The organism is Micromonospora sp. NPDC049171 (genome assembly GCF_040648275.1).
In the GTDB taxonomy this organism is placed as follows: Bacteria; Actinomycetota; Actinomycetes; order Mycobacteriales; family Micromonosporaceae; genus Micromonospora.
This window is the reverse complement of sequence record NZ_JBEZDJ010000013.1, coordinates 167,813-183,910: the sequence shown is the minus strand read 5'-3', so window position 1 is coordinate 183,910 and position 16,098 is coordinate 167,813. Positions and strand designations below refer to the sequence as shown.

Genomic DNA, 16,098 nt, shown 5'->3' with positions numbered 1-16,098 from the left:
GCCGATCGAGCTTCTCGCTCGGCTGCGCTGGCCGTGTCGGGCCGAAGCACGCGACTGCCGAATGTCCAAGCCGGTAGGAGTTGCGGTCCCAGCGATGGGTCCGCTCCGGTGCCGGGTCGACGCGGGCTTGCGCTGGAACGGCACGCTGAAGCCCTTCAGCGCGCCTCCGGGGACGGATATGCCATGCGGCTTCTAATGCTTCAGCTACCTGCGCTCGTCGGGGTGCTCGTCGGCGCCGTCGCGACGTACATGACCACTGCGGCGCAGGAGAGGAGCCGCTGGCGCAGGCAACAGTCGATCCGTTGGGACGAGCGGCGGCTGGCCGCCTACTCGGACTACGCGCACGCCGTCAAGAAGGTTATCTCGATTGCGGTACGCCTCGCCGCCAAGCGTGGCGTCTATAAGGACGACTTCTGGTTTGGTGGGGAGACGAGCGAAGCTGAACTTATCGATGCGGAGGACGAGCGAACGACCAAGTGGGAAGCGGTGCTAATGCTGGGTGACGAGGCGGTAGTCGCGGCTGCGCGGGAGTGGCATCAGGTGACCTTCCGCCTCATGCGGTTGGCCGTCGGACAGTCCAGTGACTTGACGTGGCACCAGGCTGTAAAGGCTGCCGGTCAAGCACGAGGTCGGTTCTACACCGCGGTGCGCAGAGACCTCGGCGTGAAACTTGGGGAGTCATCTGAGCCTTACGAGTGGCAAATGTCCAAGTGGCTGATGAACATGCCCGAAGATCCACACAACCTCGCTGCCCATGAAACGGTCGATCCAGAGCGCCAAGTACAGTCGCTCTGATCTCGGCACGACCCGCGCTGGATGCTGCCGTCCTTGTCCATGTTCTGTTATGCCCGGTCTGCGGCATGAGCGCACGACTCGCCAACTTCGAGGGAGGCCGGTTTCGTCGGCATGGTCGACAGCGGCTGATCGCCGACTGACACTGGGCGGATGGGAGCAGAGGCCGCCGGGCAACGTGAGTCGCAACCCGCGGCGGTGCCGGGCTGGACATACGGCCGAGCGGGGCGCCTCATCTTCACCGAGGAGTCGGGTATCCCTGATCCGCCGCTGTCCAGGGCGTTGCGGAGCACTGCGGGCGACTCGCTGTTCGGCGTCGTCGTTGGCCTGGTGATCTGCCTGGCGGCGGTGGGCTTCGGGTGGGCGGAGCACGCAGGCACAGCCGCCCTGGCCGCTGCCGGGACCCCTCGGGTCCGCCGGGGATACCGCCTACGAGTGACGATCTTCTTCCTGGTGACGGCTGCGGCGTGCCTGGTAGTCGGCGTCGTTGTCGAAGACGGGCTGCGGGCGCCGTGGGACTTGTTCTTGCCGCTGGCTGTCGCCCTGTCCGTCGGCAGCCTCGCGGGGACGGCTGCCGCCTACCTGCCGTGGCGGGGTCGTCAACAGCGACGATAGAAGCGGCAACCTCGAACCCCGAGCCCGGACATCCGCCGTCGTCACGGCGGCGCACGATCCGCGGCAGATGAGTGCGCGGCACGAGTCAGGCAATCCAAAGCCGCCAGAGCAATACCAGACACTTGATGACTACCACCCGCCACACGAATGATGTGAACGGCTAGGCCTGCCGTGCCCGGATCGACGGTTGTCGTGATCGGTGATCCAGTGGCGGCGGCGAGCAGGTGACCGCCTCGCGCACATACCGGAATGCCGCGGCTACGCCGAGGCCGAAACCAGAGGTCAGCCGCGGGTAGGTTGTCGCCGTTGCATAGGTGGACCAGGACCAGCAGTGTGGCCTGACCGGCCGCGAACTTGCGCCACCGGGTGCCGATCGCCGCCCTGTGGGTAGGTAGCACGTCGGCCAGGCGAGCCAGTTATGCCGCGGGTAGCGTGATCGTGCCAGGATAGGTCACCGAGGCTCTTTGGGTAGACGGTCGGGCGTCGACAACCCGTCGCCTTACCATGAGTCTCGTCCTATACGCATATCTGACACGTCGCCGTCACAACCCGTGATCTTCAATCCGTCGGTTGGAAACGGCTCGTTATGGATAAATCATTGGACTAATGACGGTATCCTCTGCACACTAATTGGGTGCCGCAAGATTTCGAGCCTCAGGTCGTCCTCCTGACCATGGACTTAGAAGCTTCGGAGATCCTTCTGAGTCGCTCGGACGGCAAGGAAGCGCGGGTACCCCTCGCCCATCGACCTGGCCCGGCACGTTCCGCATTATCGAAGATCCACATCACGCCCGACCATCGCGGGCTGCTCGCGGTCACGACGACCGGCGCGGAGATCCTGTTCGAAGGTCCTCGGTTCGATGGCAGCGACCAACTCGCAGGCCGCCTGGTGGTCTATCTGGATCAGAACCACTGGAGTGCCGTGGCCAACGCTCTCCACTACCCGGAGAAGGTGACGTCTACGGAGCTAGCCGCTGCACACCGGCTCACCGAGCTCGTCCACGATCGACAGGTCGTGATGCCCATGTCGTCCGCACACCATCATGAGACAGCCACGCGGTTCGACTTCGACAAGCGGTACCGGCTCGGCCTGACCATGTTGCAGCTCAGCCGCGGCTGGCAGGTGCGTGATCCGTTGCAGGTGCGTCGCAACGAGTTGCGCTCAGCCTTCATCGATCGCTACGGCCTGCCGAATGATCGGGCAGACGACGCGGTCTTCTCGTTGGCGCCCAACGTTTTGTACTCGCCTTACCGCGGATGGTCTCCACCGAGGCCACCGTCGGACGTCCCTTCCGAAAACGCCTTCCAGTGGGAGGCCTTGACCGAGGCGTGCGGCCATATCAACGCCGTTCTCGACGCGGATCGGTCCGAAGACGGCCCGGACACCGGCTGGGTGGCAAAGAGTCAGCACTTTAGTGACTGGCTCGATGGCGAACCGAAAACTCGAGAACAGAAGCGCAAGGCGATCGACGCATGGCTGTTTGCCGACCTGTCAGATGAAATCGCGTATGAATCCGCCGCCTGCGGCGCCACCGTCCATCAACTGCGCGGCTGGTGCCTCCGCCATTTCGCCGCAGACCTTCGCCATGCCCCGGCGACCGGACTGTTCCGTGAGGTCCTCCAAGACCGACACTTGAACAAGGGCACACGGTGGAGGCGGAACGACCTGACTGACATGATCTATCTGTCGTGCGCGGCGGGATACGCCGACATCGTCGTAGGCGAGCGGCACCTCCGAAGTGTCCTCAATCAAGGGCTGCATCGCCTAGGCCGACCTTTGAGGGTCCACCGCCACCTCGCCGACGCTGTGACGGACATTGAGGAGCGGCTGTCGAACGGCCGGCGGGGAGCGCCAGTGGTGCGACAAGGCGGGCCGTAAGCCGGTAACGTCTTCCCAGGCTCCGGGGAGCGCGCTCGGAATGCGGCAAATCAGGTCGTCGTCGGCCTGACAGCGAGTCGCTCGTGCTGACCGACAAGGGAGCGGATCCTGAAAAGTTCCGAGGTACTTCACGAAGGCAGCGGCATGCACGTTGCCGTGAGCGCGACACCGACGGCGTAGGCCACTGGGCGCAGGAAACGTTGCCGCCGAGCATCCGAGTTGCCCGGGTGCCCCATAGAGCGGCATCATCGAGATGATCGAGGTTATGCAGCCCTCGATGCGGCTCCCTGGTGCCGCCAGCCAAATCCACTCAGTGGGAGCTCACGAGCAGATGGCGAGCGACGTCGAGAAATGGCCTATCCCAGGCAATCCCAACTATTTCGTGGGCGCACGGCACCACACCGTACCCCGTTTCTACCTTGAATACTGGGCAGACGCTGGCGGTCACATAGATGTTGTCGAGAAGCCGGGAGGTCGTCGATACAGAACCGTCCCTAAGACAGCCAGCGCCGAGACCGACTTTTACACCTTCATCGATTCTGATGGCAACCCGGCCGGCCACATGGAGCAGGCGCTAGGAGTGATCGAAGCCGACGCCTCAGCCGCAATTAGCAGAATCACGCACCCGGTCTTCGGCCAGTTTCCGCCGCCGCCCGATGACCGGTACACGATCGCCACCCTTATCGCCTTCCAGAAGGTGCGAGGTAAGCGTCAGCGCAGAGAGATCGAGACCCAGACCGACTTCTACATGAAGTCTCAGTATTCGGGGCTCGACAGCGAGGCCATTAAGAGCTTACTCGAAAGACGGGTCGGGGAAGCGAATACGGAGCAGATCGCCGAGATGGAAGAGTTTGTGGCGAATCTGCATGAATACGAGTTCGTTCCGGACCCGAACGAACACATTCGCATGATGGGCAAGCTGGCGGAGCGCATCCTCCAACACCTTATGCGCCGCCACTGGTACCTCGGCGTTTTCGAGAAGCCCATCCTCATCACCTGCGACGAGCCGGTCATGCTTCATAAGGAGAACCCTAGCCCTATCAGGGGCTACGGCTTCCTTGACGCCGACGAAGTCTGGTTTCCGCTCAACCCGTCCATGCTGCTTATCCTCGCCTTGGAACCGCACCCAATTCCGGTGCGGTTTCCTGCGTCGGCCTCAACTGCAGAGACAGTTAACGCTTACGCGACTCACAATGCATACCAAAACATTTTTCTTCATCCAAAGCAACCTGACGTCGATGCTGAGCGGCTTGTCAACACGCCGCTCTACCAAGTGACCGCCCCCGTGAACATGATTCTTCCCGATGGGCCAACAAGCCACTCAAGAACCGGACGACCGCGCGACGACGCAAACCGAAGCGGAAGTAGCGGTGAGGGCATTAAGGGAAATACTAGAAGCGGGTAGGTGCGCCTCGTCGTCCATTTGACCGCGTGGTCGGACGAACTCAACTCGGCAGATCCTGATGGCGAGCGCCAGCTCGAGCCGTCACGCTGCGTGCCGCGCGGATCGCGGCATGAAAGCGGGCCGGATCGAAGGTGGGTTGGTCACCCGTGTATGCAGCGCGGTTGGCGGCATAGCGTGAGCGTGCGAGTCCTTTCTGGCAAGGCGAATCAACGGCCGAAGACTTGATCTTGCCAATCGCTCAGGACTTGGTCACTGATGTTCGCGCCGAACTGGCGAAGCAGTTGTTGCGTGATCTGTATGCCAACTCGGCGGGGATCCTCGATTAGGCGAGCCGTTTCAAGGGTCTCGATCGCTTCCAGCGTCTGAGCGTTCACGACGTAGTTGGCGTTCAGTTCGCGGTTAGGACTGCCAGATATTAGCTGCCTACCGCCAATTTGGGCCAACGCGACAGAGATGGTGACCGTTTCGCACTCCAGCTGAGTTCCAATTCGGGCGGCAAATTCGGCCACCTCAACCGAATAGAGAAGAATGTCCCAAACGGCAACAGCTCCGGAGGCGTTTGGGACGTACGGCTTGAGGTATTGACTTTCCTCAAGGTCGGTAGCCAATGCTCGCCGATGCAGGAATTGGCCGCTCGTGCACGCACGCCACGCTTCGAGGTGCGGAACACCCCCCAGTCCTATATCTTGACCGATCCATGCACCGTGTCGCATGATCGGAGTGCGGCTATCCACGAAGGGAACGGGCCAGCCGCGAAGTCGGACGACGTTTTGCAACACATATTCTTCAAGATTGGCTGGAGATACGCGATCGCGCGCGTAAGGACCAGGCTGGATGGCAACGTCCGTATGACCCAGACGCAGTACTTGTTCTGCCACGGTCGTCGGATTGGCCCAAGCAAGCTCTGCTTCTTTTAGGAACTGCTCCCGTCCAGCTTCCTCAGCAGTCCCAGCAGTCAGGTGGACCCCAGCCACGCCGGCTCTGCGGATGAACTCTCGTACGCCCTTGGTGATTGCCAGGTCGAGCAGTTCACGCATTTCAGTTGAGGACGGAACCGGGACGGACTCTGGCTTGCCGCGTGGACGTACGTACGTCATGCCTTTCTGCAGGATGCCTGGGTAGTCCCGCCGGCACAGGTGAGGAATATCCTCGAACTCCGCAACTTCAATCGCCACCACATCGATCCCGTTGACAAGTCGTATCGGATAGAGATGGAACGCGACTGGCGGGTCGGCATAGCGAGCCAGCGCGTCGTTGACGTTGTCGAAGTTGGACCATCCGCTAAGTTGCGTGGCACTCAGGCCGGGAAACATATCGACCATGCGTGTGTCATCGATACCGACGCAGATCAACCCTCCATCTCGGAGGTTGCCGAGTGCAATCGCTGCTCGGGCAACTCTTGCGCAATAAGCCTTGTCGTCTAGGTCACCCGGGCCTTTGACCTCAAACGAACGAACTTCATGACCAAGGGCCAGGAGCTGCTGTACGTCATCGGGCGTGACCACCAGGTGAGGATACTCCGGGTCCCCCGGATCACCGAGGCCACGTGGGCGGCACGGCAGGAGCACGACCTCGTCGCAGAGCCGCAGCACGTGGTGGCCATGTTCCTCACCAAGATCGGCGATGTCAGCGCCGCACGCTTCGAAGATCCGGAGCTCGAGCAGGCTGACAGACGTAGTCGGCTGGCGGGCAGGCGGATCTGGTCGAGGGTCGGGCGAGTGTTGTGTGCCGCATGGGGGCACCGTTTGCGGACTCGTTCGCCCGCAGAGGCGGCAAGCGGCCGTGATTCGAAGAGATCTGCCATAATTGGGAGATGTCTGAGCAGGTTAGCCGCGATCATCACACCGTGCCGAAGCTATATCTGCGTGGCTTTTGCGGAAGGAAGAAGCTCGACAAAGACATCCTGCTGGCGCGGCATCGCAACGGCACGGAAGAGCGTATGCCTATCAAGAAGGCAACCGTCGAAGTGGATTTTTACGATGTTGGCGAAATCGGCCAACCGGATGATTCCCTTGAGGAATGGTTCTCGCGCTCGATCGAGAATCCGGTCGGGGAGGTCATGTACGCACTCCGAGACGGAGTCCTTCCGCCTCCGGGCCCAGGCCGGGCCACACTCGCCACTTTCGTCGCGACGCAGATGGTCCGCACGGTGGCTGTCCGCCGCACTATGCAGGAGGTGAACTCCCACGTAGGCCCGCTGATCTTCGCGAGCATGGTGCTTCAACGTGCCATCGAGATGGATCCCGCGGTGAAGGCGAGGGGGGACCTCACGGCCATGTATCACGACATTGCCAGGCGCACCCCGGAGGTCATGCGCAGGACTGACACTCCGTCGATGCTGCGGACCATGGTTCGGGAGGCGGACAGGATCAAGCGCCTCCTGCTCGATATGCACTGGCTGCTGACCTCCTCGCCGGACCCGGTGCTGGTTACAGGTGACGCTCCCGTGGTCACGGTCAGCGCAACCGGTGAACTCGACTTCTCCAGCCCGGTACTCCTCCCGGATCTACACGAGGTCCACGTGCCGATCACGCCCTCATGGTTGCTCACAATCACCCCCATTCAGCCGCTGGTCGCCACTCCGACTAACTTGACCAGTGAGCAAACCGCCCTTGTGAACCATGCGATGGTGCGCAATTGCTGGGACATGCTTTTGCGTCCGCCTATGATGCCGTGGCCGGCATATCTATTTCTCCCGCGGCAACGGGGCAGCATCAGGAAGCCTAAAATTACGGTTCGAGCAAACGAAGCCGGGTCGCCCACTCCCTTGTCCTTTCCGCCGATCGTCGATTTAGCCTTGGCGGAGGCCCTGGAAATTCTCGACGGAGATCCCGACCTGTCCCCGTGAACTGATCACTATTGCTACGCAAAATGGCCGGGAGAACGCGCTCACATCGGCAGATCAGTGCGGCGAGCCATACCGGCTGCCTCCCGGCAGTAGGCCTTGCGATCGATGCGTGATCGATGGTTCTCCTACTGAGTGCGGCGGTGACAAGCAGGTGTTCGGGTGCGGACCTTATCCGCGCTACACGTAGAGGCGTCGCATGCGGAACGTCAACGAGTCTGCATGAGCCGCGACTTCGATCGCTCGGAAACCGATCGGCACGAGGTCGGGGTGGACCACTTCCAACGCTCGAGACGGGTCAGTGCGCGGCACAGAGACGACGATCTCGTCGACGTCCTTCAGGTGCCGTCGCAGCGCGGCACCGTGCTCGTGACCGACTACTAACACGCTGCGTACGCCGCCTTCGTAGGCGGCTGATAGCCACTGCGAAAGGCCTACGTCGATGTCGGCATCGCCGGGCGGTGCGAAGTGCGCGCTAGCGTGACCTCCCGGGATGCCCTCGTCGACGGTCTTGCCCTCAAGGACGAGATCCGCGTTGGCGCGAAGGTCGAGCAGCAGCCGTTCTTCCTCCGACGATTGATGTCCACCGTCCGCTGCGAACGCCCAAGTCAGATACGGCCTACGGCGCACGGTCGCGGTCAGCCACGGCTCGAGGACAGTCAGGGCTTCGTCGCGCAACACGTCAGTCTCGACCTCGACGCCTGCGGCGGTGAGCATCGAGGCGCCACCTTCACCGCGGGACGTCGGGTCCATGACGGCGATGACCACCCGGGAGATGCCGGCGTTGATCAGCTCCTGGCGACACGCCGGCGTGACTCCGACATGGTTGCAGGGTTCAAGCGTGACGACAGCGGTACCGCCGCGAGCCGCATCTCCCGCCGCGTTGAGAGCGTGTGCTTCAGCGTGCGGCTCCCCTTTACGGCGGTGAAATCCCGCGCCCACCACCGTTCCGCCCCGGTCCAAGATCACGCACCCGACGGGCGGGTTCGGGCTCGTGGTGCCCAGCCCAAGAGCGGAGAGCGTGATGGCCTGCCGCATCGCGGACAGCTCGAGGTCTGACGCCATCAGGCAGTCTCCACAAGGTCATCTAGGAACGCACGCACGTCGGCCAAGTGGCGGTGCTCATCGACTGCGGAGCCGATCTGGCCAAGTTGGTGCAGGATCCGGCGCGATCCAGCTCGCCGAGCGATCGGTAGGGCGATATGTGCCGTGGCGGCGGCTTGCTCAGGCTGGTCAGCCGCCACATGGGCTGCCGCCTTGGTCAGCAGGGCTGCGGTGAAATCCTGGCGGTGGAGCGATGGGATCGACGGCAGCGCAGCGTCGAGCACCGTGATGGCCTCCTCGGGCCGACGTCCAATTCTCAAGCATGTGCCTCGATGAACCTCGATGTAGCCGCTTGTGCAGTAGGAGGCGTGCTCGCCTTCGGGCTTACCTGGCCTGCGGTCTGCGGCCCACTCATGCGCTTTGTCCAGGAGCTGCATGGCCTTGCGATGCTCGCCGACTGTGGCGAGCGCGTGGGCATGCTGCACGCGGAGTGCCGCGCGCACCGGACTGGGCACCTTCCTGTCCTGCAGCATTGCAGCTTCGGCCTCTTCGATAGCACGGTACGGCTTGCCGGCGATGAGCCAGTGCTGACTGCTGCGGTACGTCGCCCACGCTGTCATGGTTGGATCAGCGATCTGATCTGCCCAGTCGAGCGCCTTCCCGGTCCAGTGCTGGGCCGATGGGGCGTCGTTGAGTGAGTGGTTCAACCACGCGGCCGATTCCGCGTACTGGGCCGCCAGGCGTACGAGGCTGGGACGAAACGACGATGGCACGTCGTTGAGCAGCCGGTCGAACAGATTAAGCTGAGCTGTGACCCCGATCAGGGCGTACTGCGGTCCGAACAGTTTGTCGTTCTGGACCAGCAGATGCCACTGGGCTCGCAGCTCAAAGATCGTCTCATCCCAGCTTCCCGGCACCGGCTGCTCAATGCCGTGGTTGGCGGTAGTGGTGACGTCCGTACGCCGCGGGCTGTAGAGGTCGAGTTGGCCGTCGCTACCAGCACCGAGGACGTGCCGGAGGGCAGCGCGACGCTCTTCGCTGGGCCAACGGTGCTCGCCACGTTCGAGCTTGCCGATCCAGCGAGAGTCGACGTAGTGCGCGCTGAGGACCCTGCCGGGGTAGAGCCGATCGAGAGCGGCGTTGACGGCGTCGGCCAGCTCGCTGCGCGACAGTGATTGACCTGGCCGGCGAGGTGAGGCTAGACGCCGGCGGGCGCCACTGAGCAGGGTGTTCGGGCTGATCACCGTATCCGGGTGGCGCGGCACTACCGGTCCCGGCGCTTCTGCAGGTGAAGGCCGAGACCTTCGTCGCCGTCACCTCTGGGCTGCCGACCGAGTTCGACAACGGTATCGGGATATCGTGACACCGCCTCCCCCTTTCGCGTTCACCCGTAGCGGGCGCTTCGCTGCTGCTGATCGGCTACTCGAAACCATGCGGATTCGATGTCCAGGATGCCAACTTCGGGCCCAGAGGGCCACGGCTCCGTTGGGATCAAGCCCTCGAGCCGAAGGTCGAGCCGCACCGTATCGGGCTGCAGAGCACGCTGGGCGGTGTCAAAGGCTGAACTTGCCGGCCCGGAGGCCGCTGGTGAAGGCGCTCCAAGTGGCAGGGCGGAATTCCAGTATCGGGCCGGTGGCGTCCTTCGAGTCGCGTACGCCGACGGTGCCGTCGACGGCGTTGGCAACCTCGACGCAGTTGCCATCGTCGCTGCGGGTGGACTTTCGCCACCTCGTGTATCGCGAAGTCATGCGGAAACTCCTTTGATCGGTGACAGGTCCTGCGCCGCGACGCGGAGCAGATGAATGCTGATGTTGGGCGGAAGCGCGGCGGCCTTCAGCCGGCTGTGCAGGCTCAGATAAGGCTGGACCTCATCCGGCTCGGTGTAAATCAGATCACTCGTGAGCGTGTCGGCGGCGACAGCCAGGCAGTCCGGCGTGTCGCGATAGCGGTAGATCGAGTACGCGGACCTGGGCGCGCTGTGGCCCTTGATGGAGGCGTCGATCGGTAGCACGCGGACCGTCACGGTTGGGTGTGCAGCACAGACGGCGACGATATGCCGGAGCTGGTCGGCGACGATGTGTGGATCGGCGGCACAGCGTCGGATCGCGATCTCGTCGAGCACCACGTCGTAGCGCGGCCCATCGACGGCGAGTAGCAGTCGCTGCCGGTGCGCCCGGGCAGCCACGGCTGCGACGGGGTCGAAGGTCTCGGAGTGACGGGCAGGGTCACTCCGCAGCCGAGCATCGGCAAACGGCTTCGTCTGGAGCAGACCGGGAACCAACGCCAGGGCGTACTCCGTGATGGCTCTGGTGCCGCTCTCCAGGTCTGCGTACATGGCCTGCCTGGCACCCATGCGTTCCGCGTCCGCCATCCACCATCCCCGAGCCCAGCCGTCGGTCGCGGCGTCCATGATGGCCGTCCGCCGGATGGCACCGACTGCCAGATAGTCACAGATCACGCTGACCAGATCGATGTCGGGGCCGCGGCGCCCATTTTCTAGAGCACTGAGCTGTTGCCGTGGAAATCCGACAGCGCGCGCGAGCGGCTCCGCGGCCAGCCCGTGCTCGTTGCGCAGGCGCCTGACCTCACGTCCAAGCCATCGTCGCCGAACATATGGACTGGGTCTGGTCACCGGCGGCCTCCACGGCTTCGTCTCAAGCCGGTCGCCAGGCGACCGGCTCGTGATCTCAATGTAACCCCGGGAAACTGCGAATCGATCTTGGCGACGGTTCCCGCACAGCCGTAAACGCGCAGTTCAGGGGATGGTCGGACCGGAGGTCGGTACACGAGGTCGGACCCGAAGTCGGCATTCCCAGTCGCACAGCAATTCGTGATCGTTGACATGCAATCAGTTACTCGCCGGTGGGGCGAACCCACCAGATGGTTGTTCGATCGCCCGAGGGCCAGGCGGGGAGGTGCCTACTCCGGCGGCACCCAGTCGAGCAGGGCGCAGGGCCCGTCGCGATCCCCCACGCGGGGCGGTCCCTGCACCCGCCGGACGGGTGCGCCCCCCGGGCGGCGAGACTCCCGGCCGCGCGCCCAGCCAGTGAGGGGAGATGACGGTGACGAAACGAATCAAGTGGTTCGTCCCGGCACAGGACGGTCAGCAGTACACGCCGTTCGGCATCGACTGCGAAGGCGCGGCGACGCTGTTCGGTCACCGCGGCGGATGGAACCGGACCGGCACGGCCGGCCCGAACCAGGCCTCCCCTCAAGAGCTCGCTGCGGAAAACCATGCCTTCTGGGCCGGTCTTGATCGGGTGCCTGCCGATTGGCAGATCCGCCTCAACCCTCAGGGCGACGAGAAGCCCGCATCATGAGCGACCCCGACAATCTGCCAAGCGTGGAGCCCGGGGCGCTGCTGAGGCTCGGTCCCGATGATTGGTCTTTCGGTCGAGACCTGACCCCTGGCACGCACGTCGAAGTCGTCGTCGCCTGGCTCCGAACCGACCTCGCCCACCTCACTGAAGAGTGGATCTGGGTACGCGGCCACCGCCCCCAATGCGACTACCCCAAGGTTGATCTACACCCACCCTGTATGGAGTTGCGCGTCGGTGTCGCCGCGCTACGCCGGATCGCGCAGACGCCGTGACCGGCACTCACGAGAGCGACCGTCTCGTCGACCGTTTCGAGTCTGCCCGCCTAACGGTGCTCCAGCACGGAGCTCACCGCACCTGCTTCCACTGCAGGAAAAACGAGTGCGAGCAGCAGGCCTGGGCAGTGGAGGAGCTCACCCACCACGCCGGGGGCCGACACCTCCTCCGGCGGCTCGGGCTCCTCCCCGCCTCCGGCAACTCACCTCCGAAAGGCGAGCCGCGGTGAACAGACCACCTGGCGCAGCAGATGAACAGACCACGCCTGTCCACAACGACCCGGCAGCGCCACGTCGGCCGGTGCGAGCCATCGGTACCGCTGCCGCAGTCACCCCTCGCATCGCCGACGAGTTCTTCTATATGGCGCACGACGATCAGACCGGCCGACCCCGGCTCTTCGCCACCGCACTCGCCTCGGGCCTCGCCGCCGCGCTTCTGGCCGAGCTGTACTTCATGCGCCGGATCACGTTTGAGCACGGAAAGGTTCAAGTCCTTCGGACGATCCCGCCGAACGACTGGCTGCAACACCTCGTTCTCGACCGGTTGATCGCTCAGCCGCAGCACACCGATACCCGGACCTGGCTGACGTTTCTGGCCACCGCCGCCTACGAGCAGGTAGCCACACGCATGTGGCAGGTCGGGCTTCTCCGACAGCAGCGGGTCAGCCGGCTCTGGCGGCAGCGCACCGTCTACCTGCCGACAGACATCAACACTGCGGCCTGGTCCTGGGCACGACTGTCGCAGCGGGTGCGCACCTACCGGCAGCTCGACCACTTCGATGTCGCGCTGGCCGGCTTGGCTCTGCACACCCAGCTGGACACAGCTCTACTCGACGGCGCGCCGTACAGCGCGCAGACACACCTGCGCCAGCTGGTCAACCAATCGTGGTTACCGCTACGCGATCTCCTCGCTGACCTCAGCAGCGTCATCGGCGCCGGCGTCCTCAGCCACCGCACCACCTGACGAGTGGCACACCAGACACCCCAGGCGAAAGAGACACCATGCCCCATTCCAAACCCGACACCGTCACAGCTGTCCTGGCACGCGGCCGGCTCGGAATCCCCTCCGTGGTCTTCTTCGTGATCGCCGCGGCCGCGCCCCTCACCGTCATCGCCGGCGGAGCAACCACCGGGTACGCCGTTACCGGTGTGACAGGCATCCCCGTTTCGTACCTGGTCGTCGCCGCCGTGCTAGCCGTATTCACGGTCGGCTACGTCGCCATGTCCCGGCAGATTGTCAACGCCGGCGCGTTCTACACCTACGTCACCCGGGGACTCGGCCGCCCTCCCGGCGTCGCCGCAGCCATGGTCGCGCTACTGGCCTACAACGCCATGCAAATCGGCCTGTACGGCGGGTTCGGCGCGGTCCTCGCCCAGTTCCTGGACAGCCAGTACGGCTGGCGCATCACTTGGTGGTTGTGCGCTCTGACCGCCTGGGCCGTCGTAGCCGTTCTCGGTCTACTGCGCATCGACCTGAACGGCAAGGTCCTGGCAGTCATGCTCGTCGCCGAGTGCGCCGTCGCACTTGTCTTCGACGCGGTAATGGTCGGCCACCCCGCAAGCGGGACGATCAACTTCGACACTCTCGCCCCGTCGCACCTCTTCGCTGCCGGAATCGGCGCCGCGCTGGTCACCGCGATCACGGGTTTCGTCGGATTCGAGGGCACCGTCGTCTTCAGCGAGGAAACCAAGGACCCGCGCCGGACCGTACCGCGCGCCACGTACATCGCCCTGGTCATCACCGGTTTGCTCTACGGCCTGTCGGCGTGGGCCATGTCCGTGGCCACCGGTCCCGACAAGATCGTGGAAGCCGCCCGCTCGAACGGCACCGATTTGATCTTCAACCTCGTCGCGCCGCACCTCGGCACGAGCGTCATCACGATCGGCCGTGTCCTCTTCATCACCAGTCTGTTCGCCGCGCTGCTGTCGTTTCACCACACCGTGGCGCGGTACCTGTTCGCTCTCGGGCGTGAGCGGGTGCTCCCCGCCGCGTTGGGTCGGACCAGCCACCGCACCGGCGCACCGAAGGTCGGCTCGATCATCCAGAGCGTCGTCGCGTTGGTCGTAATCGTCGGCTACGCGGTGGCGAACGCCGACCCGATCGTGCACCTGTTTTTCCTGGTCACGGTGACCGGCGGCCTCGGCGTCCTGGCCCTGATGACGGTGACCTCTGCCGCGGTGTTCGGCTTCTTCGCCGCGATCAGACACACCGAGGGGCCCTGGCGGGCCGCCGTCGCTCCGCTGATCGCCACGGCCGCGCTGGCGGCGATCCTCGCCGTCACCGTGCAGGAGTTCGACACCCTCCTCGGCGTTCAACCGCGCTCGCCGCTGCGCTGGCTCATCCCCGCCACGTACGCCATCGTCGCCCTCGTTGGCGCGACCTGGGCACTCATCCTTCGAGCCACCAAGCCCGACGTCTACGACGCCATCGGCCTGGGCGCGCAGAGCGCAACCGCTTCCCTCCGCGGCCCCGCCGCCCGCCAGCCGGCCTGAACAGAGCTAGGAGTGATCATGACCGACATCAGCACCAGCGTGACGGTACGCCAGGCAGGCCGCGACGACGCGGCGGACTTGATTTCCATCCTCGCCGAGGCTTTCTTCGACGGACCCGTAGCCGACTGGTTGGTCCCTGACCTCAGTGACCGCCACGCCGTCTACCACCGGTACTTCGAGCTGGTCCTGAACCACGGCCTCGAGAATGGTCAGGTCGACACCACTGCAGATCTGTCCGCCGTCGCGATCTGGTACCCGCGTACCGAACCCCCGCCCAACGTTCTGGAGCACCCGGCGGTACTGGAAGCGGCCACCGGCGTGTACGCGCCGAAGTTCGCCCTCCTCGATGCGGTATTCGAGGCGTTTCACCCAAGCGAGCCACACCACTACCTCGCCTACGCCGCCGTCAGCCCAGAGCAGCAGAACCGCGGAGTCGGCGCCACTTTGCTGAGCCACCACCACCGCCAGCTCGACGCGCTCGGCATGCCCGCGTACCTGGAGGCCAGCAACCTTCGCAACCGCGAGCTGTACGTCAGACTCGGGTACCGGGCGGGCCCGCCGTTGATTCTCCCCACCACCGGGCCAACCATCTGGCGGATGTGGCGCGGGCAACCCGATGCCGCCCGGCCTGCGGGCTTCCCCGCAAGCGGATGGCTGCCACGCCGGAGTGCCCTGTGACCCCTGCGTCGACGACCTCGCTCGTACGACCCGGGCGGCCCAGCGATGTAGCGGCGATCGCCGCTCTCCTGGCTCAAAGCCTCGCCGAAGACCCGGTGGCTGAGTGGCTCGTTCCCGACCCGGCAGAGCGGCAAGCCGTCTTCCAGGGACTACTGGCAACGGAAGTTGACCACTCCATCGAGTGGGGCGACGTCGACCTGCTGTCGGACATGAACGGCGTCGCGGTGTGGCGCCGGCATCCCGTCGACGACGCGCCGGTGTTGTCCGATCACCATCTGGGCACCTTCACAAGGCGCGCGTTACCCCGATTCCAGCAGCTCAGCTCACTGGTGGACAGCTACCGATCCGATGCGCCGCATCAGTGGCTGGCATGGCTGTACGTGGCAAGAAGCCGCCGTGGTCAGGGCATTGGCGCGCAGCTGCTCGCTCGTCACCACCAGATCGTTGACCAACTCGGGTACCCGGTGGACACGGTGGTGACCAACCAGGCCGCCCGGGATTTTCTGCAGGCCAACGGCTACCTCGCGGGCCTGCCGCTGCACCTGCCGAGTGGGCCCCGACTCTGGCCACTGCGCCGCCTCGCCCGCCCGGCTGCCGTCGGCCCTACGACGTCGAGTCATACCGGTTGATCACCAGTTAACGCGGCACCAAGCCCGCATCGACGGCGTTTCCTGTGCCAGGTTCCACCTACTCAGACACCGACGAGGACTCAGAGACCTATGGTCAGATCGACCGCCATCATCCGCTGCATGGTC

The 16,098-nt window shown here is 64.4% G+C and carries 16 protein-coding genes; 11 read left to right on the top strand and 5 right to left on the bottom strand.

Annotated elements, in window-relative coordinates; all coding sequences use genetic code 11:
• Window positions 1-183 precede the first annotated feature (183 nt).
• From AB0B14_RS18515 to AB0B14_RS18500, 4 genes are all read left to right on the top strand, one after another.
• A complete protein-coding gene (locus tag AB0B14_RS18515) occupies window positions 184-795 on the top strand; it encodes a hypothetical protein (RefSeq protein ID WP_357523136.1) in 612 nt (203 codons plus the stop codon).
• Window positions 796-945: 150 nt separating this feature from the next.
• The gene (locus AB0B14_RS18510; protein WP_357523135.1) at window positions 946-1,407 is read left to right on the top strand and encodes a hypothetical protein; all 462 of its coding nucleotides are present in this window, start codon (window positions 946-948) and stop codon (window positions 1,405-1,407) included.
• A gap of 634 nt (window positions 1,408-2,041) precedes the next feature.
• A complete protein-coding gene (locus AB0B14_RS18505; protein WP_357523134.1) occupies window positions 2,042-3,286 on the top strand; it encodes a hypothetical protein in 1,245 nt (414 codons plus the stop codon).
• A 331-nt stretch (window positions 3,287-3,617) separates the two neighbouring features.
• Window positions 3,618-4,691 carry a DUF4238 domain-containing protein gene (locus AB0B14_RS18500; protein ID WP_357523133.1) on the top strand — a complete coding sequence of 358 codons (1,074 nt, stop codon included), beginning with the start codon at window positions 3,618-3,620 and terminating at the stop codon, window positions 4,689-4,691.
• Window positions 4,692-4,897: 206 nt separating this feature from the next.
• On the opposite strand, the gene AB0B14_RS18495 is transcribed toward AB0B14_RS18500, so the two are convergent.
• Entirely contained in the window at window positions 4,898-6,196 is a 1,299-nt protein-coding gene (locus tag AB0B14_RS18495; RefSeq protein WP_357523132.1) for an RNA-binding domain-containing protein, read from the bottom strand.
• Window positions 6,197-6,504: 308 nt separating this feature from the next.
• Between AB0B14_RS18495 and AB0B14_RS18490 the strand changes: the two genes are divergently transcribed.
• On the top strand, window positions 6,505-7,539 hold the full coding sequence (locus AB0B14_RS18490; RefSeq protein WP_357523131.1) for a DUF4238 domain-containing protein: 1,035 nt from the start codon (window positions 6,505-6,507) through the stop codon (window positions 7,537-7,539).
• A 177-nt stretch (window positions 7,540-7,716) separates the two neighbouring features.
• On the opposite strand, the gene ribD is transcribed toward AB0B14_RS18490, so the two are convergent.
• The 4 genes from ribD to AB0B14_RS18470 form a co-directional block, all read right to left on the bottom strand.
• A complete protein-coding gene (gene ribD / locus AB0B14_RS18485; protein WP_357523130.1) occupies window positions 7,717-8,601 on the bottom strand; it encodes a bifunctional diaminohydroxyphosphoribosylaminopyrimidine deaminase/5-amino-6-(5-phosphoribosylamino)uracil reductase RibD in 885 nt (294 codons plus the stop codon).
• Complete coding sequence (locus tag AB0B14_RS18480; RefSeq protein WP_357523129.1) at window positions 8,601-9,824, bottom strand: hypothetical protein; 1,224 nt, start codon at window positions 9,822-9,824, stop codon at window positions 8,601-8,603. Before AB0B14_RS18480 ends, ribD begins: the two co-directional genes overlap by 1 nt.
• A gap of 309 nt (window positions 9,825-10,133) precedes the next feature.
• A complete protein-coding gene (locus tag AB0B14_RS18475; RefSeq protein ID WP_357523128.1) occupies window positions 10,134-10,328 on the bottom strand; it encodes a DUF397 domain-containing protein in 195 nt (64 codons plus the stop codon).
• A complete protein-coding gene (locus tag AB0B14_RS18470; protein ID WP_357523127.1) occupies window positions 10,325-11,212 on the bottom strand; it encodes a helix-turn-helix transcriptional regulator in 888 nt (295 codons plus the stop codon). The genes AB0B14_RS18475 and AB0B14_RS18470 overlap by 4 nt, the downstream gene beginning before the upstream one ends.
• 430 nt (window positions 11,213-11,642) lie before the next feature.
• Between AB0B14_RS18470 and AB0B14_RS18465 the strand changes: the two genes are divergently transcribed.
• The 6 genes from AB0B14_RS18465 (at window position 11,643) to AB0B14_RS18440 (ending at window position 15,972) form a co-directional block, all read left to right on the top strand.
• Window positions 11,643-11,900 (top strand): hypothetical protein, encoded by a 258-nt coding sequence (locus tag AB0B14_RS18465; protein WP_357523126.1) that lies wholly within the window; start codon window positions 11,643-11,645, stop codon window positions 11,898-11,900.
• Window positions 11,897-12,172 (top strand): hypothetical protein, encoded by a 276-nt coding sequence (locus AB0B14_RS18460; RefSeq protein WP_357523125.1) that lies wholly within the window; start codon window positions 11,897-11,899, stop codon window positions 12,170-12,172. Before AB0B14_RS18465 ends, AB0B14_RS18460 begins: the two co-directional genes overlap by 4 nt.
• 301 nt (window positions 12,173-12,473) lie before the next feature.
• A complete protein-coding gene (locus AB0B14_RS18455) occupies window positions 12,474-13,136 on the top strand; it encodes a GPP34 family phosphoprotein (RefSeq protein WP_357523124.1) in 663 nt (220 codons plus the stop codon).
• Window positions 13,137-13,174: 38 nt separating this feature from the next.
• Window positions 13,175-14,665, top strand: coding sequence for an APC family permease (locus AB0B14_RS18450; protein ID WP_357523123.1), 1,491 nt, complete (start codon window positions 13,175-13,177; stop codon window positions 14,663-14,665).
• A gap of 18 nt (window positions 14,666-14,683) precedes the next feature.
• Complete coding sequence (locus AB0B14_RS18445; RefSeq protein WP_357523122.1) at window positions 14,684-15,343, top strand: GNAT family N-acetyltransferase; 660 nt, start codon at window positions 14,684-14,686, stop codon at window positions 15,341-15,343.
• A 95-nt stretch (window positions 15,344-15,438) separates the two neighbouring features.
• The gene (locus AB0B14_RS18440) at window positions 15,439-15,972 is read left to right on the top strand and encodes a GNAT family N-acetyltransferase (RefSeq protein ID WP_357523121.1); all 534 of its coding nucleotides are present in this window, start codon (window positions 15,439-15,441) and stop codon (window positions 15,970-15,972) included.
• The last annotated feature ends 126 nt before the right edge of the window (window positions 15,973-16,098 follow it).